We start from the raw sequence: 15,567 nt of genomic DNA on the forward strand, positions 1-15,567 counted from the left end.
GTCAGTTGACGAGGCGCACCGAGGTAATCTCGGAGCCGCTTCCACCGGCTGCGCCCGTATAGGGTTCGATCTTCCAGTTGGACGAGTTCATGATCATGGTGTTGACCACCAGCGTGATGAGGTTCGTCTGGTTCGTCGTCGAATTGTAGGTGACGTCGCGGTTTGGAAGATGGATCACTCCCTTGAGCGTTTCGCCATTGGAACCGTTGAAGATGTATTGCTGCTTGCGGGCATTGTTGGCGGTATCGCTGGTCTTTTCGAACATCAGGATGCCCTTGTAGGTGCCGCTGGTCGGTGCCGACGCCGTGAAGCTCAAGTTGCCATTGGCGCGGATTTCGCTGTCGGTGTCGGGAAAATAGAAGGTCACGCCCTCTGCGACGACCGTCGAACCGGAATTGATGATCATCCGGCCCTTGATGATATGGAGCCCGGGCTTGAACGTGATCTTCGGCGATCCGTTGAAGGTGGTGCCGCAATGGACGCCTGGAGCCATTTCCTGCACCGCTCCGTCCTTGGTGCCACTGGTCGTGCAGGTGGAGGAGACGGTAGGCTCGGCAATGCTGCCGGCATAGGGATCTCCGGAAACCTTGCAGCCCGGCTTCAGGTTGCTGAGCGTCCCGCCGTTCTTGATGTACTGGGTGCCGGCAACGCAGAAGCTGACCGTATCGATCGTCGCCCCGCCGTTCATGATGAAGGCCGGGTTCTGGGTCGAACTGACCTCCACGCCGCATTTCTCCGACTGCACGTTGGCGCCTGAATTGATCAGAACCGCCTGTGACACGTTGCCGAGCACGTAGATGCATGCGCCTGAAGGCTTCGCATTCTTGTTCGCGATGGCGGTGGATCGGACCTTGACGTCGATGGTGTGGATACCGAGCAGGCCGAGGAAATTGGTGGGGACACCTTGGGCATAGGTACCCGTCAGGCTGCCGTCGCTATTCGCGGCAACGACAAGCGCGGTGTCGAGGTCGGTCTCTTCCGGAACCGTATCGGTCAGAAAGCGCAGCGCTTCCCGGCGCTGACTGGCGATATCAGGTTTTGCAACGGCGCTGAGCACAGCCGCATCGAGCGCACCCTGCAGCCGGCTGCGTTCGAACGAGGCCTGGGTGAAATCAACCGCCCCGCCGGCGGTCGTCAGGAGAACCGGCAGCGCGAGAGCAGTCGCTATCGCAAAATTGCCGCCCGTATCGCGCAGGATGTGATAAACGCGAGGCGCAATAATATTGATGAGTCGCCGCATGATCGTGGATCTCGAGTTGGATTTGGAGGGCGGAATTCGGTTGAAGGTGGGTCCTTTTATCGTAGTCTCTCTAAGGTTCCCGTAAGAGAATTGGAAAACCCGAGGTTAACTGCGATCTCCACAATTCGGCCTTGCCGCCTCCTGAACGCGTTATCAAATGGAAGTCAGTTATGCCCGCAATCGAACTCACGTCCCCTCTTGCCGTCGTCGTCATGGGTGTCAGCGGGTCGGGGAAGACATCGGTGGGCGAGCACCTCGCCGCGCGTCTCGGCTGCGCTTTCGTGGAGGGTGACCGTCTGCATCCGGAGGCGAACGTCGCCAAGATGGCGAAGGGGATTCCGCTGACCGACGACGACCGCTGGCCATGGCTCGATCTGATCGGCAACCAACTGGCCGAGGCGAGGGGACGGGGCGAAAGCGTGGTGGTGTCGTGCTCGTCCTTGAAACAAACCTATCGGGACCGGTTGCGGCGGGAGAGCGGCGGCACGCTCTATTTTGTCTTCCTCACCGGCGACCCCAAGGTGCTTGGGCAACGGATGGGCGCGCGTACCGGCCATTTCATGCCGGCGTCACTGCTTCAGAGCCAGCTTGCAACCCTGGAAAGCCCGGAGCATGAGGCCGGAGTGGTAACTGTCGACATCGACGCAAGTGTCGATACCATTGTCGATAAGGCTTTCGAAGGTATTACCGCGCTCACTGGAGCATAGATAATAGGATTTAAGCTACCGTTTTCTTCGATGTTCTGTCTTGTGCATCGGCGTGGAAAGTATTCTAAAAATTACCGGCCTTCGTGATCCGATGCTCTTCGGGCGTCGTATAAACAAACAGTTTGTGTTCAAGCAATTCTGCCCTCGGCTACCGGAAAACCTCACCGGCAACGAAGGCAGCGGTTGGCAGGTGTTTGAGGAGACGGTTTGCGGATGCCAGATTCGACGCAAGGACCAGGGCGGGGTTCCCTTCGCCGGGTGCCGAAACAGGAGCGGAGCCGCGAGCGCATCGATGAAATCCTGAAAGTATCCATGGAACTGATCGGCCAGAAGGGCATCGACGCAGTGACCATGAAGGAGATAGCCGCCCTCTCCGGCGGGCCTATCGCATCGGTCTATCAGTATTTCCCCAACAAGTCCGCCATCATCGCCACGCTCTACGAGAGTTACGCCGAAGAGGTCCGTACCCTGGTGACGGAGCAGATCGGAAGGATCACCACGGCAGAAGAAGCTCTGCAGGCACCGGCCGAGCTTTTCGATTTGTACTACTACAATATGCGGGAAAGGCCCGCGACCCAGGATCTCCTGAATGCCATCCAGGCGGACAAGGCGCTTGCGGACCTCGATATCGCCGAGACCCGCTTCCAGGCCGACGTCTTTTACAAGGCGACCGAACCTTTCGTTGAACAGCCGCTGCGAGAAAGTTATGCGCAGACGCTTCTGGTGATGTTTCACATGGCCGGCGCCACCCTGCGGCTGGCTCTCATGATTCCGGAAGACGAAGCCGCCGGAACCGTGGCGCAGTTCAAGTCCATCGTTCGGGCGCAAGCGACCTACTACCTTACAGGCAGCTTCCCGGTTTCTCTCTGATCCCTTGATCAGATACCCAGTCGGTCGCGCAACCCATACCACCAGGCGCCGAGCACGGTGAGCGGTACCCGGAAGGTGCGGCCGCCCGGGAAGGGCAGGTTGGGGAGCGACGACCAGATGTCGAAGCGTTCCGCGTGGCCGGCGACCGCCTCGCCGAGAATCTTGCCGAGCAGATGGGTGGTAGTCACCCCGTGGCCGCTGTCGCCGTGCGAGAAATAGACCTTGTCCGACAGTTTCCCCATATGCGGGATACGCGTCAGGGTGAGCGCGAAATTGCCGCTCCAGGCATAGTCGATCTTCACGTCCTTCAATTGCGGAAACGTCTTCAGCATATTGGGCCGGATGACGCCCGTGAGGTCGCTCGGGTCGTGTCCGCCGTAACCGATGCCGCCGCCGTAAAGCAGCCGGTTGTCCGCAGTGCGCCGGTAGTAGTCGAGGATGTAATTGGCGTCCTCGACGCAGTAATTGGCGGGCAGCAGGCTCTCGATCAGCGCCGCGTCGAGCGGTTCCGTCGCCATCACCTGGCTGGAAACCGGCATCATCCGGCCGCTGATCTCCGGAAACTGCGGAGAGAGATAGGCATTGCCGCAGACGAGCACATACGAGGCCTTCACCGAACCCCTTTCTGTCCGCACCACCGGTTTTCCGCCCATGTCGAGGCCGGTCACGCGCGAGGCTTCGAAGATGCGTCCGCCAAGGCTTTCGAACGCCGCAGCTTCCCCAAGCACGAGGTTGAGGGGGTGGATGTGGCCGCCGAGCTTGTCGATCATGCCGCCGGCATATCGATCGGTCTTCACGTATTTGCCGACATCCGCCTTGGAGACCATCTCCAGCCCGCCATGGCCGTATCGTTCCCAATCAGCGTTGTGGTGCTCCATTTCGCGGATCTGCTTGTCCGTGAAGGCTGCGAAGAAGCCGCCATGCACCAGGTCGCAGTCGATCCCATATTTCGCGACGCGGCTGCGGATGATCTCGCCGCCTTCGAGCGACATGGCGCCGAGCTTCACCGCCTTGTCGCGCCCGTAACGGCCGGCAATGGTTTCGAGATCACGGCTGTAGCCGTTGACGATCTGACCGCCATTGCGGCCCGATGCGCCGAAGCCGATGCGCTCCGCTTCCAGCACCACGACGGAATATCCGCGTTCGGCAAGTTCGAGCGCCGCGGAAATGCCGGTGAAGCCGGCACCGATAACGCAGACATCCGCCTCTATCGCCCCGTCGAGGGCAGGGCGGACCTGCTTGTCCTTCGCGGACGCCGCATACCATGAATTCGTATGGCCTGGATTGTTTGCCGGTCTAAAGGCCATCTCACACCGTCCGAAAAGGCTTCGCATTCGACGTCGGTCACGCGCAGGGCATGTTCCGACAGTTCCCGCTGCTCGCAGGCCGCCCCACTCACTCGAGCAGAACTAGGCGTTGAAACGCTCCGGCCTGTAGGCCGAGATGTCGATCAATGTCTTCTGCCCCGTGATCGCCTCGGCAATCACCTGGCCGGTCACCGGGCCCAGCGTCAGGCCGTGATGCGCGTGACCGAAGGCGAACCACAGGCCGTCGTGGCGCGGCGCCTTGCCGATCACCGGCATCATGTCCGGCGTGCAGGGGCGGGCACCCATCCAGGGCTCTATGTCGAGCCGCTCTGCGAGCGGGAAGATGCTCCGCGCCACCGCTTCTGCGCGTTCCAGCTGAACAGGCGTCTTCGGCGCATCGCGGCGGGCGAATTCGGCGCCTGTCGTCAATCGGATGCCCTGGTTCATAGGGGCCAGGAAATAACCGCGTTCCGCATCCATGGTCCAGCCGTTGAGCTTGGCATTGCCCTTGGCCGAATAGTGCATGTGATAGCCGCGCTTGACGCCGACCAGGAAATTGTAGCCGAGCGGTTTGGTAACCGTATCGGACCAGGGGCCGAGCGCCACCACCACATCCTTGGCTTCCACCGTGCCTTCGCCCGCGACGATCCGCCAGCCGGTCTTGGTCTGCGACAGGCTCTTGGCATCACCCTTCAGCACGCGGCCGCCGAGCTTTTCGAACAGCGCCACATAGGCGCGCGTCAGCGCCAGCGGGTCCTTGACTGACCAAGGGTCTTCCCATCGCAGGCCACCGACGAAATCGTTGGACAGATTGGGCTCCTGCTCGGCGATATCGGCAGGCGAAAGTTCCTTGAAGGCGACACCATACTCCTTGCGAAGCCGCTCGGCCTCGCCGATCTCGCCATCATGCTTGCCGCGGGTGCGGAACACCTCCGTCCAGCCGTTCTTGGCGATCAGGTCTTGAGCTCCAGCTTCCTCGATCAGCTCGTTATGGGTCGCGATCGAGTGCTCGATCAGCGGCGCGTAGGCGCGGGCGATCAGCTGATGGCGGGTCAGGTTGGAATGCCACCAGTATTTCGCCAGGAACGAGGTGACCGAGGGGATGGCTTTCCAGTGGAAGTGCGCATCGATGCGGTTGTTCAGGGCGTAGCGCAGGATCAGACCGAATTGCTGGGGGAAGCCATAGGGCACGACGCCCTCGCGCTGGATCAGGCCGGCATTGCCATAGGAGGTCTCCATGCCGGGTTCTTTCCGATCGACAAGCACCACCGATTTGCCGCGCCGGGCGAGCTGCAATGCCGTCGAAACGCCGACAATGCCGGCTCCCAGCACGATCGCATCTGCTGTCATGATCTGAATTCCATTTCCCAAGTCTTTTATCGTTCGAGGATTTCAACATGCCGCCCGGAATGCTGCGGCGCAAACGAAAAATCACGGTTGCTTATATGGATTCCCTATTTCTTCGCATGGCACCTCCAATCGAAAGCCTATGGGGCCGTCGCTACCTTTCGGATCGTGCATCGGTTTCGATGCGGGCTCCGCGCGGACAATGCCGCGGGCCGATCCCAACAAGGAGTGACTGAAATGTTTGGTCGTCTGGGGAGCGTCTACTTCCTGCATCTTGCTGAAGCCAAGGCCCGGCAGCGCCGGCTGTCGCAGCCAGATCGCCCGGTCGATGCGAATCTCGGGGTCTTCCTGAGGCTCCTCGGCGTCATCGGTCTCGGCCTCTGCGTCGCCGGCCTCGTTTCCATGATGGTGGCTTGAGGAGAAGCACGATGAGCAAGGCAATGTCGAAAGTCGAACCTCCCTCGCGTGGAGTGCGTTTCACGGTCGGCCGCGATGCCGGCGGCCGCTGGATTGTCTCCGACCGCGATGGCCTCGTCGGCGGATTGTTCACCGATCGGGCGTCGGCGGTGCATTTCGCCATGTTCGAAAGTGATCGCACGCCGGGTGCCGTCTGCTGCGTGCCGGAAGACGTGACCTTGAGCCTCGGGCCAATTTTTGAGACCCCGGTCAGGGTCCCCAGGGCGATCGATCCCCGCATGAAGATCGTCGGACGGGGATGAGGAGAATGCCGATGTCCAAGGCCGTTCACCATGTGCGCGGAGTTGTCTATCCGCGCTCCCGGAATTTCGGGAATCCGGACTATCTGCGTGCATCGAGCATCATTCTCGGCATGCTCGCGGTGATGCTGATGGTGCTCGTTTTCGCCTATGCCATAACCTTTGCGGCCGCTTCCTGAGGGCAATCGCCGCCGGAAAGAACGAAATTCCTATAGGATTTTTATTTCTTTCCTCTGCGCTCCGTCTCGAACCCCTATGCGGTCGCGCCGCATATTAGCGTCCGGGAGATCGCAAAAGATCGTTTCCAAGCCGAAAGCACTCAAGGTGCCGTCTTCAAGGGATGGCACCCTTGTCCTGTCCGGCCTCGCCTTAACAACAGGAGTCCAGATCAATGTTGGACGTCATTCTACTCGGCACCGCAGTCGTCTTCTTCGGTCTCTGCTTTGCCTATACCCGCGCCTGCGACAGGCTTTGAAGGGAGAAATACCGATGATCCTCGATTATGTCCTGAGCGGTGCCGTGACGGTGTTCCTCACCGTCTACCTCACCTACGCTCTCATTCGCCCCGAACGCTTCTGAAAAAGAACGCTTTTGAAAAGAACTGGCGCTTCCAGCCAAGCAGCCGGGTATTGAAAGTTAACTCCAAATGACCCTCAACGGATGGCTTCAGATCCTGCTTTACTGCGGGATCATCATCGCGCTCGTCAAACCGCTCGGCGGTTACATGACGCGTATCTTTTCAGGCGAGCGCACGTTTCTGTCACCCGTCCTCGTTCCGATCGAACGGGGACTGTATGCCATGGCCGGCACCAGCGAACGCGAAGAACAGCATTGGGCTTCCTATGCCGTCTCGCTGCTGATGTTCAACCTCTTCGGCGTTGTCGTGCTTTACGCGATAATGCGCCTGCAGGCCGGCCTGCCTTATAATCCGGCGGGCATGGGTGCCGTTCCGCCCGAGCTTTCCTTCAACACCGCCGTCAGTTTCGTCAGCAATACCAACTGGCAGAACTATGGCGGCGAAAGCACCATGTCGTATCTCACCCAGATGGTCGGCCTCAACGTGCAGAACTTCCTGTCCGCCGCGACAGGCATGGCGATCGCCGTCGGTCTCATCCGCGCCTTCTCGCGCGCATCGGGTAAGGCGATCGGCAATTTCTGGGTCGATATGACCCGCGCCATACTCTATATCCTGCTGCCGATCTGCATCGTGCTGACGCTGGTTTACGTCTATCTCGGCGTGCCGCAGACGCTCGGGCCCTATGTCGAAGCGACGACGCTGGAAGGCGCCAAGCAGACCATCGCGCTCGGCCCGGTCGCCTCGCAGCTTGCCATCAAGATGCTCGGCACCAATGGCGGCGGTTTCTTCAACGCCAACTCCGCCCATCCGTTCGAAAACCCGGATGCGATCTCCAACCTCATCCAGATGCTGTCGATCTTCGCGATCGGGGCTGCCTTCACCAACGTTTTCGGCCGCATGGTCGGCAACCAGCGCCAGGGCTGGGCGATCCTCGCCTCGATGGGCATCCTGTTCATCGCCGGCGTCGGCATCACCTACTGGGCGGAAGCGGCCGGAAATCCGCTGATGCATGCCTTCGGTCTTGAAGGTGGCAACATGGAAGGCAAGGAAGTCCGCTTCGGCATCACCTTGTCGTCGCTGTTTGCGGTCATCACCACGGCGGCCTCCTGCGGCGCGGTCAATGCCATGCACGGCTCGTTCACCGCGCTCGGCGGCCTGATCCCGCTCGTCAACATGCAGCTCGGCGAAGTCATCGTCGGCGGCGTCGGCGCGGGTTTCTACGGCATCATCCTCTTCATCATCGTCGCCGTCTTCGTGGCAGGCCTCATGGTCGGACGTACGCCAGAGTATCTCGGCAAGAAGATCGAGGCGAAGGAGATGAAGATGGCCGTGCTCGCCATCCTCTGCCTGCCGCTTGCCATGCTGGTGTTCACGGCGATCGCCACGGTGACGCCGTCCGCCGTCGCCTCGATCGGCACCGCCGGCCCGCACGGCTTCTCCGAAATCCTCTACGCCTATACGTCGGCTGCGGCCAACAACGGCTCGGCTTTCGGCGGACTGACGGGCAACACGCCCTGGTACAACGTGACGCTTGGCATCGGCATGCTGATGGGCCGCTTCCTGGTCATCATTCCGGCGCTCGCCATCGCAGGCTCGCTGGTCGCCAAGAAGACGGTTCCGGCCTCGGCAGGTACCTTCCCGACAGATGGCCCGCTCTTCGTCGGCCTGCTCGTCGGCACGATCCTGATCGTCGGCGGCCTCACCTTCATGCCCGCCCTGGCGCTCGGTCCGGTCGTCGAACACCTGGTCATGATCGCCGGCCAGACGTTTTGAGGTACCAAGGGGAGCAATGCCATGAGCATCCGCAAAGCCCTCCGCAGACAGTCCACCCTTGCCTCGCAAAAGCGGGGCAAGGGTGGACAGAGCCCCTACGGATCCTATGCAATTTTTATCATGACGGCGGTCATTCTTGCCGTTGTCCTCGTGATCGAAGTCTTGCGCGGCTGATCGACCCTTCGCCGCCTCGATTGACAAGCCAACTCATTTTCAAAGCTGGAGTCTCTTATGAGCCAGGCAAAATCCGCGAGCATCATGGATACTCGCATCCTCATTCCGGCCGCAGGCGATGCTTTCAAGAAGCTCAACCCGCGGACCCTTGCCCGGAACCCGGTCATGTTCGTCGTGGCCACGGTCTCGGTCCTGACGACCGTCCTCTTCCTCCGCGACCTCGCGGCCGGTAACGGCAATCTCGGCTTCTCCTTCCAGATCAATCTCTGGCTCTGGTTCACCGTGCTGTTCGCCAACTTCGCCGAAGCGGTCGCCGAAGGCCGCGGCAAGGCGCAGGCGGATTCGCTGCGCAAGGCCCGCACCGAAACCCAGGCCAAGCTGCTCTCGGGCAGCGACCGCACCCAGTACAAGATGGTCGCCGGTACGAGCCTCAAGGTCGGTGACGTCGTGCTCGTCGAACCGGGCGACATCATTCCGTCAGATGGCGAAGTCATCGAGGGTGTCGCCTCTGTGAACGAAGCGGCGATCACCGGCGAATCCGCGCCCGTCATCCGCGAATCCGGTGGCGACCGCTCGGCTGTGACCGGCGGCACGCAAGTTCTTTCCGACTGGATCCGCGTCCGTATCACGGCCGCTGCCGGCTCGACCTTCCTCGACCGGATGATCTCGCTCGTCGAGGGCGCCGAGCGCCAGAAGACGCCGAACGAGATTGCCCTCAACATCCTTCTTGCCGGCATGACGCTGATCTTCGTGCTCGCCACGGCGACGATCCCGAGCTTTGCGATCTATGCCGGCGGCTCGATCTCGATCATCGTTCTCGTCGCGCTGTTCGTGACGCTGATCCCGACCACGATCGGCGCGCTGCTGTCGGCGATCGGCATTGCGGGCATGGACCGCCTCGTCCGCTTCAATGTGCTCGCGATGTCAGGTCGCGCCGTGGAGGCCGCCGGCGACGTCGATACGCTGTTGCTCGACAAGACCGGGACGATCACGCTCGGCAACCGCCAGGCCACTTCGTTCCGCCCCGTCCGCGGCGTCTCCGAACAGGATCTTGCCGATGCGGCCCAGCTCGCTTCGCTTGCCGACGAAACGCCGGAAGGCCGTTCCATCGTTGTGCTTGCCAAGGAAAAGTACGCGATCCGTGGCCGTGATATGGCGAGCCTCAAGGCAACTTTCGTCCCCTTCACCGCCCAGACCCGCATGAGTGGCGTCGATCTCGAAGGCTCTCAGATCCGCAAGGGTGCCGTCGATGCGGTGCTCGCCTATGTCGGCTCGGGCCCAATGCCGGTCTCCGGCAATGCGGCAATCGCCGCCAGCCCGCAATCCGATATCGTGCGCGAACTGCAGGCGATCGCCGATGAAATCGCCAAGGCCGGCGGCACGCCGCTTGCCGTTGCCCGTGACGGCAGGCTGCTCGGCGTCGTGCAGCTGAAGGACATCGTCAAGGGCGGTATCCGCGAGCGTTTTGCGGAACTGCGCCGCATGGGCATCCGCACCGTGATGATCACCGGCGACAACCCGATGACCGCGGCGGCGATTGCCGCCGAAGCCGGCGTCGACGACTTTCTCGCCCAGGCGACGCCTGAGAACAAGCTGACGCTGATCCGCGAGGAACAGGCCAAGGGCAAGCTCGTCGCCATGTGCGGCGACGGCACCAACGACGCCCCGGCGCTCGCCCAGGCCGATGTCGGCGTCGCCATGAACACCGGCACGGTCGCCGCCCGCGAGGCGGGCAACATGGTCGATCTCGACAGCGATCCGACCAAGCTCATCGAGATCGTCGAGATCGGCAAGCAGCTACTGATGACCCGCGGCGCCCTGACAACTTTCTCGATCGCCAACGATATCGCCAAGTATTTCGCCATCATCCCGGCGATGTTCCTGACCTTCTACCCGCAGCTCGGCGTGCTGAACATCATGGGGCTGGCCACGCCGCAAAGCGCCATCCTGTCGGCGATCATCTTCAACGCACTGATCATCATCGCGTTGATCCCGCTGTCGCTGAAGGGCGTCAAATACCGCGCCATCGGCGCCGGCGCACTGCTTTCCCGCAATCTGCTCATCTATGGTCTCGGCGGCATCCTCGTTCCCTTCGTCGGCATCAAGGCGATCGACATGATCATCACCGCGATCGGTCTCGCTTAAATTTTACGCGTTTTCTTCACGCGAACCGGCATCCACTTCGCTTGAAAACGCTTTTCGGAGAAATGACAATGTTCAAGCAACTTCGCCCCGCGATCGTCATGATCGTCGCCACCACGGCCATTACCGGCCTGATCTACCCCTTCGCCATGACCGGCATCGCCCAGGCCGTTTTCCCCGTCCAGGCAAATGGCAGCCTGATCGAGAAGGACGGAACCGTTGTCGGTTCGGCCCTGATCGGCCAGGCATTTGCCGGTGACCAGTATTTCCACGGTCGCCCGTCGGCCGCCGGCGACGGCTACAACGCCGCCTCGTCCTCCGGCTCCAACCTCGGCCCGACCAGCGCCAAGCTGATCGACCGGGTGAAGACGGACTACGAAGCCGCGAAGGCCACCAACCCGAACGCGGACGTGCCGATCGACCTCGTCACCGCATCCGGCAGCGGCCTCGACCCGCATGTCTCGCCGGAAGCCGCCTACTTCCAGGTACCGCGCGTCGCCAAGGCACGGCAAATGGACGAGGCAGCGGTTCGCTCGCTTGTGGACCAGCATGTCGAAAGCCGTGAACTCGGGTTCCTCGGCGAACCTGTGGTCAATGTGCTTGCGTTGAATATGGCGCTTGATGCTCCTATGACTCGGTGAAGTAGCGAGCTGCGTCGCCCCCTCATCCGCCTGCCGGCACCTTCTCCCCGAGGGGAGAAGATATATGCCGCGGCGTCGCCGTTCCTCCTCTCCCCTCGGGGAGAGGGTGGCCGAGCAAAGCGGAGGCCGGGTGAGGGGGCTGCACTCCGCCATTAGGAAAGACCAGGCATGCCCGACGACAGTCGCGAGAGTGAGAACAGACCTTCGCCGGATGCGCTTCTGGAGCATGCCGAGCGTGAGGCGCGCGGGCGGCTGAAGATTTTTCTGGGGGCGGCGCCTGGCGTCGGCAAGACCTACGAGATGCTGATGTCCGGCCGCGCCCGGAAAGTCGATGGTCTCGACGTGGTGATCGGTGTGGTCGAAACCCACGGCCGCCAGGAAACCGAGGCCCTGGTCGAGGGCTTCGAGATCGTGCCGCGCAAGGCGATCGACTATCGCGGCCAGCAGCTCGATGAAATGGACCTCGACGCCATTCTCGCGCGCCGTCCGGCTCTGGTCCTGGTCGATGAACTTGCCCATACCAACGCCGCCGGCAGCCGCCATCCGAAACGCTACATGGATGTGCAGGAAATCCTCGGCCAGGGTATCGACGTCTATTCGACGCTCAACATCCAACATGTCGAGAGCCTGAACGACGTGGTGGCACAGATCACCCGTGTCCGCGTGCGTGAGACGGTGCCGGACAGCATCATCGACCGGGCCGACGACGTCGAGATCATCGACATCACCCCCGACGATCTCATCAAGCGGCTGAACGACGGCAAGGTCTATGTGCCGCAGACGGCGCGGCGTGCCATCGAGAACTACTTTTCCCCCGGCAACCTGACGGCACTGCGCGAACTGGCGCTCCGCCGCACTGCCCAGCGGGTTGACGAGCAGCTTTTGAACCATATGCAGGCGCATGCCATTTCCGGCCCCTGGGCGGCTGGCGATCGGGTGCTGGTCTGCCTCGACCACGGCAGGAACGGCGCCAGCCTGGTGCGGTACGCGCGCCGCCAGGCCGATCGCCTGCGGGCGCCATGGGCGGCGCTGCATCTCGAAACGCCGCAATCGGTCAATCTGCCCGAACAGGACAAGGATCGGCTGGCGGCCAACATGCGGCTGGCCGAACAGCTCGGCGGTGAGACCGTGACGCTGCCGGCGCTGCAGCCGTCGCGCGAGATCATCGCCTATGCCAACGCCAACAACTTCACCCATATTGTCGTCGGACGCCCGGCCAGACCACGCTGGCAGCAGATCTTGCAGGGCTCGGTCACCTATGACCTGATCCGTTACGCGGGCGATATCAGCGTCCATGTCATCTCCGGCGACACCAAGGAAGGCGAACCGAAACGCGGCCTGAAGGCGGCGCAGCTGCCCAAGGCCTTCCGCTTCAAGCCCTACGTCAAGAGTACGATCTTTGTGGCTCTCGCGATCATCGCCGGTGCCGCGCTCGACCAGACGCTCGACGTCCGCAACCTTGCCCTCGTTTTCCTGATGGCGGTGCTGGCGGCAGCGGTGCGCGGCGGGCTGGGACCGGGCCTGTTCGCCTCCGTGGCTGGCGCGCTCTCCTTCAATTTCTTTTTTCTCGAGCCGCGCTACACGTTTACGGTCCGGGATCCGGAAAGCCTGGTGGCGCTGCTCTTTTATCTTGGCGTCGCGGTCGTCGCTTCCAACCTGACGGCGGCCGTCCAGCGCCAGGCAGCCGCTGCCCGTCAGCGGGCCCGCACCACCGAAGACCTTTACCTTTTCTCGAAAAAACTCGCCGGCACCGGCACGCTGGACGATGTGCTCTGGGCGACTGCCTTCCAGATAGCCTCGATGTTGAAGGTCCGCGTCGTCATCCTGCTGCCGGAAAACGGATCGATCGCCGTCAAGGCCGGTTACCCGCCGGACGACACGCTGGTGGATGCCGATATCGCCGCCGCCAAATGGGCCTGGGAGCACAATCGCCCGGCCGGCCGCGCCGCCGATACGCTGCCGGGCGCCAAACGCCTCTACCTGCCGATGCGGACCGGCCGCGAGGCGGTCGGCGTCATCGGCCTCGACAACGACAAGCAGGGGCCGTTGCTGACACCCGAACAGCAGCGGCTCTTCGATGCGCTGGCCGATCAGGCGGCGTTGGCGATCGAGCGCATCCAGCTCGTATCGGATGTCGACAAGGCCAAGCTCGCCGCCGAGACCGACCGCCTGCGCACCGCGCTGCTCACATCCATCTCGCACGACCTGAAGACGCCGCTCGCCGCGATCATGGGATCGGCCGGCACGCTCAAGGATTTCGGCGCCGATATCCCGGAAGAAGCGCGTGCCGAACTGCTGACCAGCGTCGTCGATGAGTCGGAACGGCTGAACCGCTTCATTTCCAACCTGCTCGATATGACTCGCATCGGCTCCGGCGCCATGGAGCCGAACTACGCCTTCCATTTCGCCGGCGATATCGTCGGCACGGCCTTGAGCCGGGCAGCGAAGATCGCCAACCGGCACAGGTTCAGCGTCAACATTCCGGCGGATTTGCCGATGCTCAAGGTCGATCCGGTCCTGTTCGAACAGGTCCTGTTCAACCTCATCGACAATGCCGCCAAGTACGCCCCCGACGAGACCGTCATCGACATCCGCGGCTGGCAGGATGGCGATTCAGTTCTTATCTCGGTGATGGATGAAGGACCGGGCATCCCGCGCGACGATCTGGAGCGCATCTTCGACAGTTTCTACCGGGTTCGGAAAGGTGACCATGTGCGGGCCGGCACCGGGCTTGGCCTTTCCATATGCCGCGGCTTCATCGAGGCCATGGGCGGCACGATCAGGGCCGCCAACCGCTCCGACCGTGCCGGCGCGATCTTTACGATCCGCACGCCGGTGCCGGCCGGAATGCCCATTCTGGGAGAACAGGAATGACCAATACCGCCGTGCGCGTCCTGATCGTCGATGACGAGCCCCCGATCCGCAAGCTCTTGCGCGTCGGCCTCTCCACCCAGGACTACGCCGTCAGCGAAGCGATGAATGCCAGGGTCGCGATCGATCTCGTCAAGTCCGAGAAGCCGGACCTGATCATTCTCGATCTCGGCCTGCCGGATATGGCGGGCCACGATCTGCTCGCCAGATGGCGCGGCGAGGGGCTCGATCTGCCGATCGTCATCCTGTCGAGCCGCACCGATGAGGCTGGCATCGTCAAGGCGCTCGAACTCGGCGCCGACGACTATGTGACCAAGCCCTTCGGCATGAACGAACTCGTCGCCCGCATCCGCGTGGCGCTTCGCCACCGGCTCCAGACCCAGGGCGAAAAACCGATCTTCCAGACCGGCGAGCTTTCGGTCGACCTCGTCAAGCGCATCGTCAAGGTGGCAGACAAGGAGGTCAAGCTGTCGCCCAAGGAATACGATATCCTGCGTATCCTGGTGCAGCATGCGGGCAAGGTCCTCACCCATCGTTTCCTTCTCGAACACGTATGGGACGGCCTGACCGACGTGCAGTACCTGCGCGTCTACGTGCGCCAGCTTCGCCAGAAGATCGAAAAGGCGCCGGACCAGCCGCAATACATCCTGACCGAGACCGGCGTCGGTTATCGGCTGCAGGAAGGCCAGTAGGCCAAGACCGGATCAATGGACATGACCCATGAAACTGCGTGACTACCTCCCGCCGGAGAACATCGTGCTCGATCTGGCACCGCCGTCCAAGGCGATCCTGATCAAGCAGCTTTCCAGGCTCGCCGCCGAGCGGCTGGCGCTGGATGCCGGCGATCTCGCCCGGGTGCTGACCAATCGGGAAAATCTGGGATCGACCGGCATCGGCGCCGGAATTGCCATCCCGCATGCGGGCATCAGCGGCATCGACCGGCATTTCTGCCTGTTCGCCCGGCTTGCAGATCCGATCGATTTCGACGCGGTAGACGACGAACCGGTCGATCTCGTGTTCCTGCTCCTCACGCCGGAAGGCCGCCCGGACCACCTGAATGTCCTCGCCTGTATCGCGCGGTGCGTGCGCGATGAGGAGACTGCTGCAGCCATACGTCGTGCGACGACGCCGCAGGATGTCTATTCGCGGCTCTGCCCCGTAAATGCATGATTAAAATGCAGGTATGTTGGCTTAGGCGAACG

The 15,567-nt window shown here is 62.1% G+C and carries 16 protein-coding genes; 13 read left to right on the plus strand and 3 right to left on the minus strand.

Annotation, left to right across the window (positions count from 1 at the left end):
• Position 1: 1 nt before the first annotated feature.
• The gene (locus C5J24_RS13400; RefSeq protein ID WP_105402153.1) at positions 2–1,240 is read right to left on the minus strand and encodes a TadE/TadG family type IV pilus assembly protein; all 1,239 of its coding nucleotides are present in this window, start codon (positions 1,238–1,240) and stop codon (positions 2–4) included.
• Positions 1,241–1,410: 170 nt separating this feature from the next.
• Here C5J24_RS13400 and C5J24_RS13405 point away from each other — a divergent pair, with 170 nt between their 5' ends.
• Complete coding sequence (locus C5J24_RS13405; protein ID WP_105418476.1) at positions 1,411–1,947, plus strand: gluconokinase; 537 nt, start codon at positions 1,411–1,413, stop codon at positions 1,945–1,947.
• A 213-nt stretch (positions 1,948–2,160) separates the two neighbouring features.
• Positions 2,161–2,817, plus strand: coding sequence for a TetR/AcrR family transcriptional regulator (locus tag C5J24_RS13410; protein WP_105402151.1), 657 nt, complete (start codon positions 2,161–2,163; stop codon positions 2,815–2,817).
• An 8-nt stretch (positions 2,818–2,825) separates the two neighbouring features.
• On the opposite strand, the gene C5J24_RS13415 is transcribed toward C5J24_RS13410, so the two are convergent.
• Positions 2,826–4,124: an FAD-binding oxidoreductase gene (locus tag C5J24_RS13415; RefSeq protein WP_172723966.1), complete on the minus strand. Its 1,299-nt coding sequence runs from the start codon at positions 4,122–4,124 to the stop codon at positions 2,826–2,828.
• A 102-nt stretch (positions 4,125–4,226) separates the two neighbouring features.
• Positions 4,227–5,474, minus strand: coding sequence for an FAD-binding oxidoreductase (locus tag C5J24_RS13420; protein ID WP_105418480.1), 1,248 nt, complete (start codon positions 5,472–5,474; stop codon positions 4,227–4,229).
• Between the two features lie 234 nt (positions 5,475–5,708).
• Here C5J24_RS13420 and C5J24_RS13425 point away from each other — a divergent pair, with 234 nt between their 5' ends.
• From C5J24_RS13425 to C5J24_RS13465, 11 genes are all read left to right on the plus strand, one after another.
• Positions 5,709–5,888 (plus strand): hypothetical protein, encoded by a 180-nt coding sequence (locus tag C5J24_RS13425; protein ID WP_105418482.1) that lies wholly within the window; start codon positions 5,709–5,711, stop codon positions 5,886–5,888.
• Between the two features lie 11 nt (positions 5,889–5,899).
• Complete coding sequence (locus C5J24_RS13430; RefSeq protein WP_105418484.1) at positions 5,900–6,190, plus strand: hypothetical protein; 291 nt, start codon at positions 5,900–5,902, stop codon at positions 6,188–6,190.
• 11 nt (positions 6,191–6,201) lie between these two features.
• A complete protein-coding gene (locus tag C5J24_RS31840; RefSeq protein ID WP_172723967.1) occupies positions 6,202–6,366 on the plus strand; it encodes a hypothetical protein in 165 nt (54 codons plus the stop codon).
• Between the two features lie 310 nt (positions 6,367–6,676).
• A complete protein-coding gene (locus C5J24_RS13435) occupies positions 6,677–6,766 on the plus strand; it encodes a K(+)-transporting ATPase subunit F (protein WP_007760774.1) in 90 nt (29 codons plus the stop codon).
• Positions 6,767–6,833: 67 nt separating this feature from the next.
• Entirely contained in the window at positions 6,834–8,537 is a 1,704-nt protein-coding gene (kdpA, locus tag C5J24_RS13440; RefSeq protein ID WP_105418486.1) for a potassium-transporting ATPase subunit KdpA, read from the plus strand.
• 21 nt (positions 8,538–8,558) lie between these two features.
• Positions 8,559–8,711: a hypothetical protein gene (locus tag C5J24_RS31845; protein WP_172723968.1), complete on the plus strand. Its 153-nt coding sequence runs from the start codon at positions 8,559–8,561 to the stop codon at positions 8,709–8,711.
• Positions 8,712–8,768: 57 nt separating this feature from the next.
• The gene (gene kdpB, locus C5J24_RS13445) at positions 8,769–10,856 is read left to right on the plus strand and encodes a potassium-transporting ATPase subunit KdpB (RefSeq protein ID WP_105418488.1); all 2,088 of its coding nucleotides are present in this window, start codon (positions 8,769–8,771) and stop codon (positions 10,854–10,856) included.
• A gap of 68 nt (positions 10,857–10,924) precedes the next feature.
• Entirely contained in the window at positions 10,925–11,494 is a 570-nt protein-coding gene (gene kdpC, locus C5J24_RS13450) for a potassium-transporting ATPase subunit KdpC (RefSeq protein ID WP_105418489.1), read from the plus strand.
• Positions 11,495–11,662: 168 nt separating this feature from the next.
• Positions 11,663–14,368: a sensor histidine kinase KdpD gene (locus tag C5J24_RS13455; protein WP_105418491.1), complete on the plus strand. Its 2,706-nt coding sequence runs from the start codon at positions 11,663–11,665 to the stop codon at positions 14,366–14,368.
• Entirely contained in the window at positions 14,365–15,057 is a 693-nt protein-coding gene (locus C5J24_RS13460) for a response regulator transcription factor (protein ID WP_105402142.1), read from the plus strand. The genes C5J24_RS13455 and C5J24_RS13460 overlap by 4 nt, the downstream gene beginning before the upstream one ends.
• Positions 15,058–15,085: 28 nt before the next feature.
• Entirely contained in the window at positions 15,086–15,535 is a 450-nt protein-coding gene (locus C5J24_RS13465) for a PTS sugar transporter subunit IIA (RefSeq protein ID WP_105418493.1), read from the plus strand.
• Positions 15,536–15,567 lie beyond the last annotated feature (32 nt).

This window comes from Neorhizobium sp. T25_27, assembly GCF_002968565.1.
Taxonomy (GTDB): domain Bacteria; phylum Pseudomonadota; class Alphaproteobacteria; order Rhizobiales; family Rhizobiaceae; genus Neorhizobium; species Neorhizobium tomejilense.

Coding starts and splice junctions, on each gene's coding strand:
- C5J24_RS13410 (WP_105402151.1), top strand. CDS start 2,161: ATGCCAGATTCGACGCAAGGACCAGGGCGGGGTTCCCTTCGCCGGGTG.
- C5J24_RS13460 (WP_105402142.1), top strand. CDS start 14,365: ATGACCAATACCGCCGTGCGCGTCCTGATCGTCGATGACGAGCCCCCG.
- C5J24_RS13415 (WP_172723966.1), bottom strand. CDS start 4,124: ATGGCCTTTAGACCGGCAAACAATCCAGGCCATACGAATTCATGGTAT.
- kdpA (WP_105418486.1), top strand. CDS start 6,834: ATGACCCTCAACGGATGGCTTCAGATCCTGCTTTACTGCGGGATCATC.
- C5J24_RS13405 (WP_105418476.1), top strand. CDS start 1,411: ATGCCCGCAATCGAACTCACGTCCCCTCTTGCCGTCGTCGTCATGGGT.
- C5J24_RS13430 (WP_105418484.1), top strand. CDS start 5,900: ATGAGCAAGGCAATGTCGAAAGTCGAACCTCCCTCGCGTGGAGTGCGT.
- C5J24_RS31845 (WP_172723968.1), top strand. CDS start 8,559: ATGAGCATCCGCAAAGCCCTCCGCAGACAGTCCACCCTTGCCTCGCAA.
- kdpB (WP_105418488.1), top strand. CDS start 8,769: ATGAGCCAGGCAAAATCCGCGAGCATCATGGATACTCGCATCCTCATT.
- C5J24_RS13455 (WP_105418491.1), top strand. CDS start 11,663: ATGCCCGACGACAGTCGCGAGAGTGAGAACAGACCTTCGCCGGATGCG.
- C5J24_RS13425 (WP_105418482.1), top strand. CDS start 5,709: ATGTTTGGTCGTCTGGGGAGCGTCTACTTCCTGCATCTTGCTGAAGCC.
- C5J24_RS13420 (WP_105418480.1), bottom strand. CDS start 5,474: ATGACAGCAGATGCGATCGTGCTGGGAGCCGGCATTGTCGGCGTTTCG.
- kdpC (WP_105418489.1), top strand. CDS start 10,925: ATGTTCAAGCAACTTCGCCCCGCGATCGTCATGATCGTCGCCACCACG.
- C5J24_RS13465 (WP_105418493.1), top strand. CDS start 15,086: ATGAAACTGCGTGACTACCTCCCGCCGGAGAACATCGTGCTCGATCTG.
- C5J24_RS13400 (WP_105402153.1), bottom strand. CDS start 1,240: ATGCGGCGACTCATCAATATTATTGCGCCTCGCGTTTATCACATCCTG.
- C5J24_RS31840 (WP_172723967.1), top strand. CDS start 6,202: ATGTCCAAGGCCGTTCACCATGTGCGCGGAGTTGTCTATCCGCGCTCC.
- C5J24_RS13435 (WP_007760774.1), top strand. CDS start 6,677: ATGATCCTCGATTATGTCCTGAGCGGTGCCGTGACGGTGTTCCTCACC.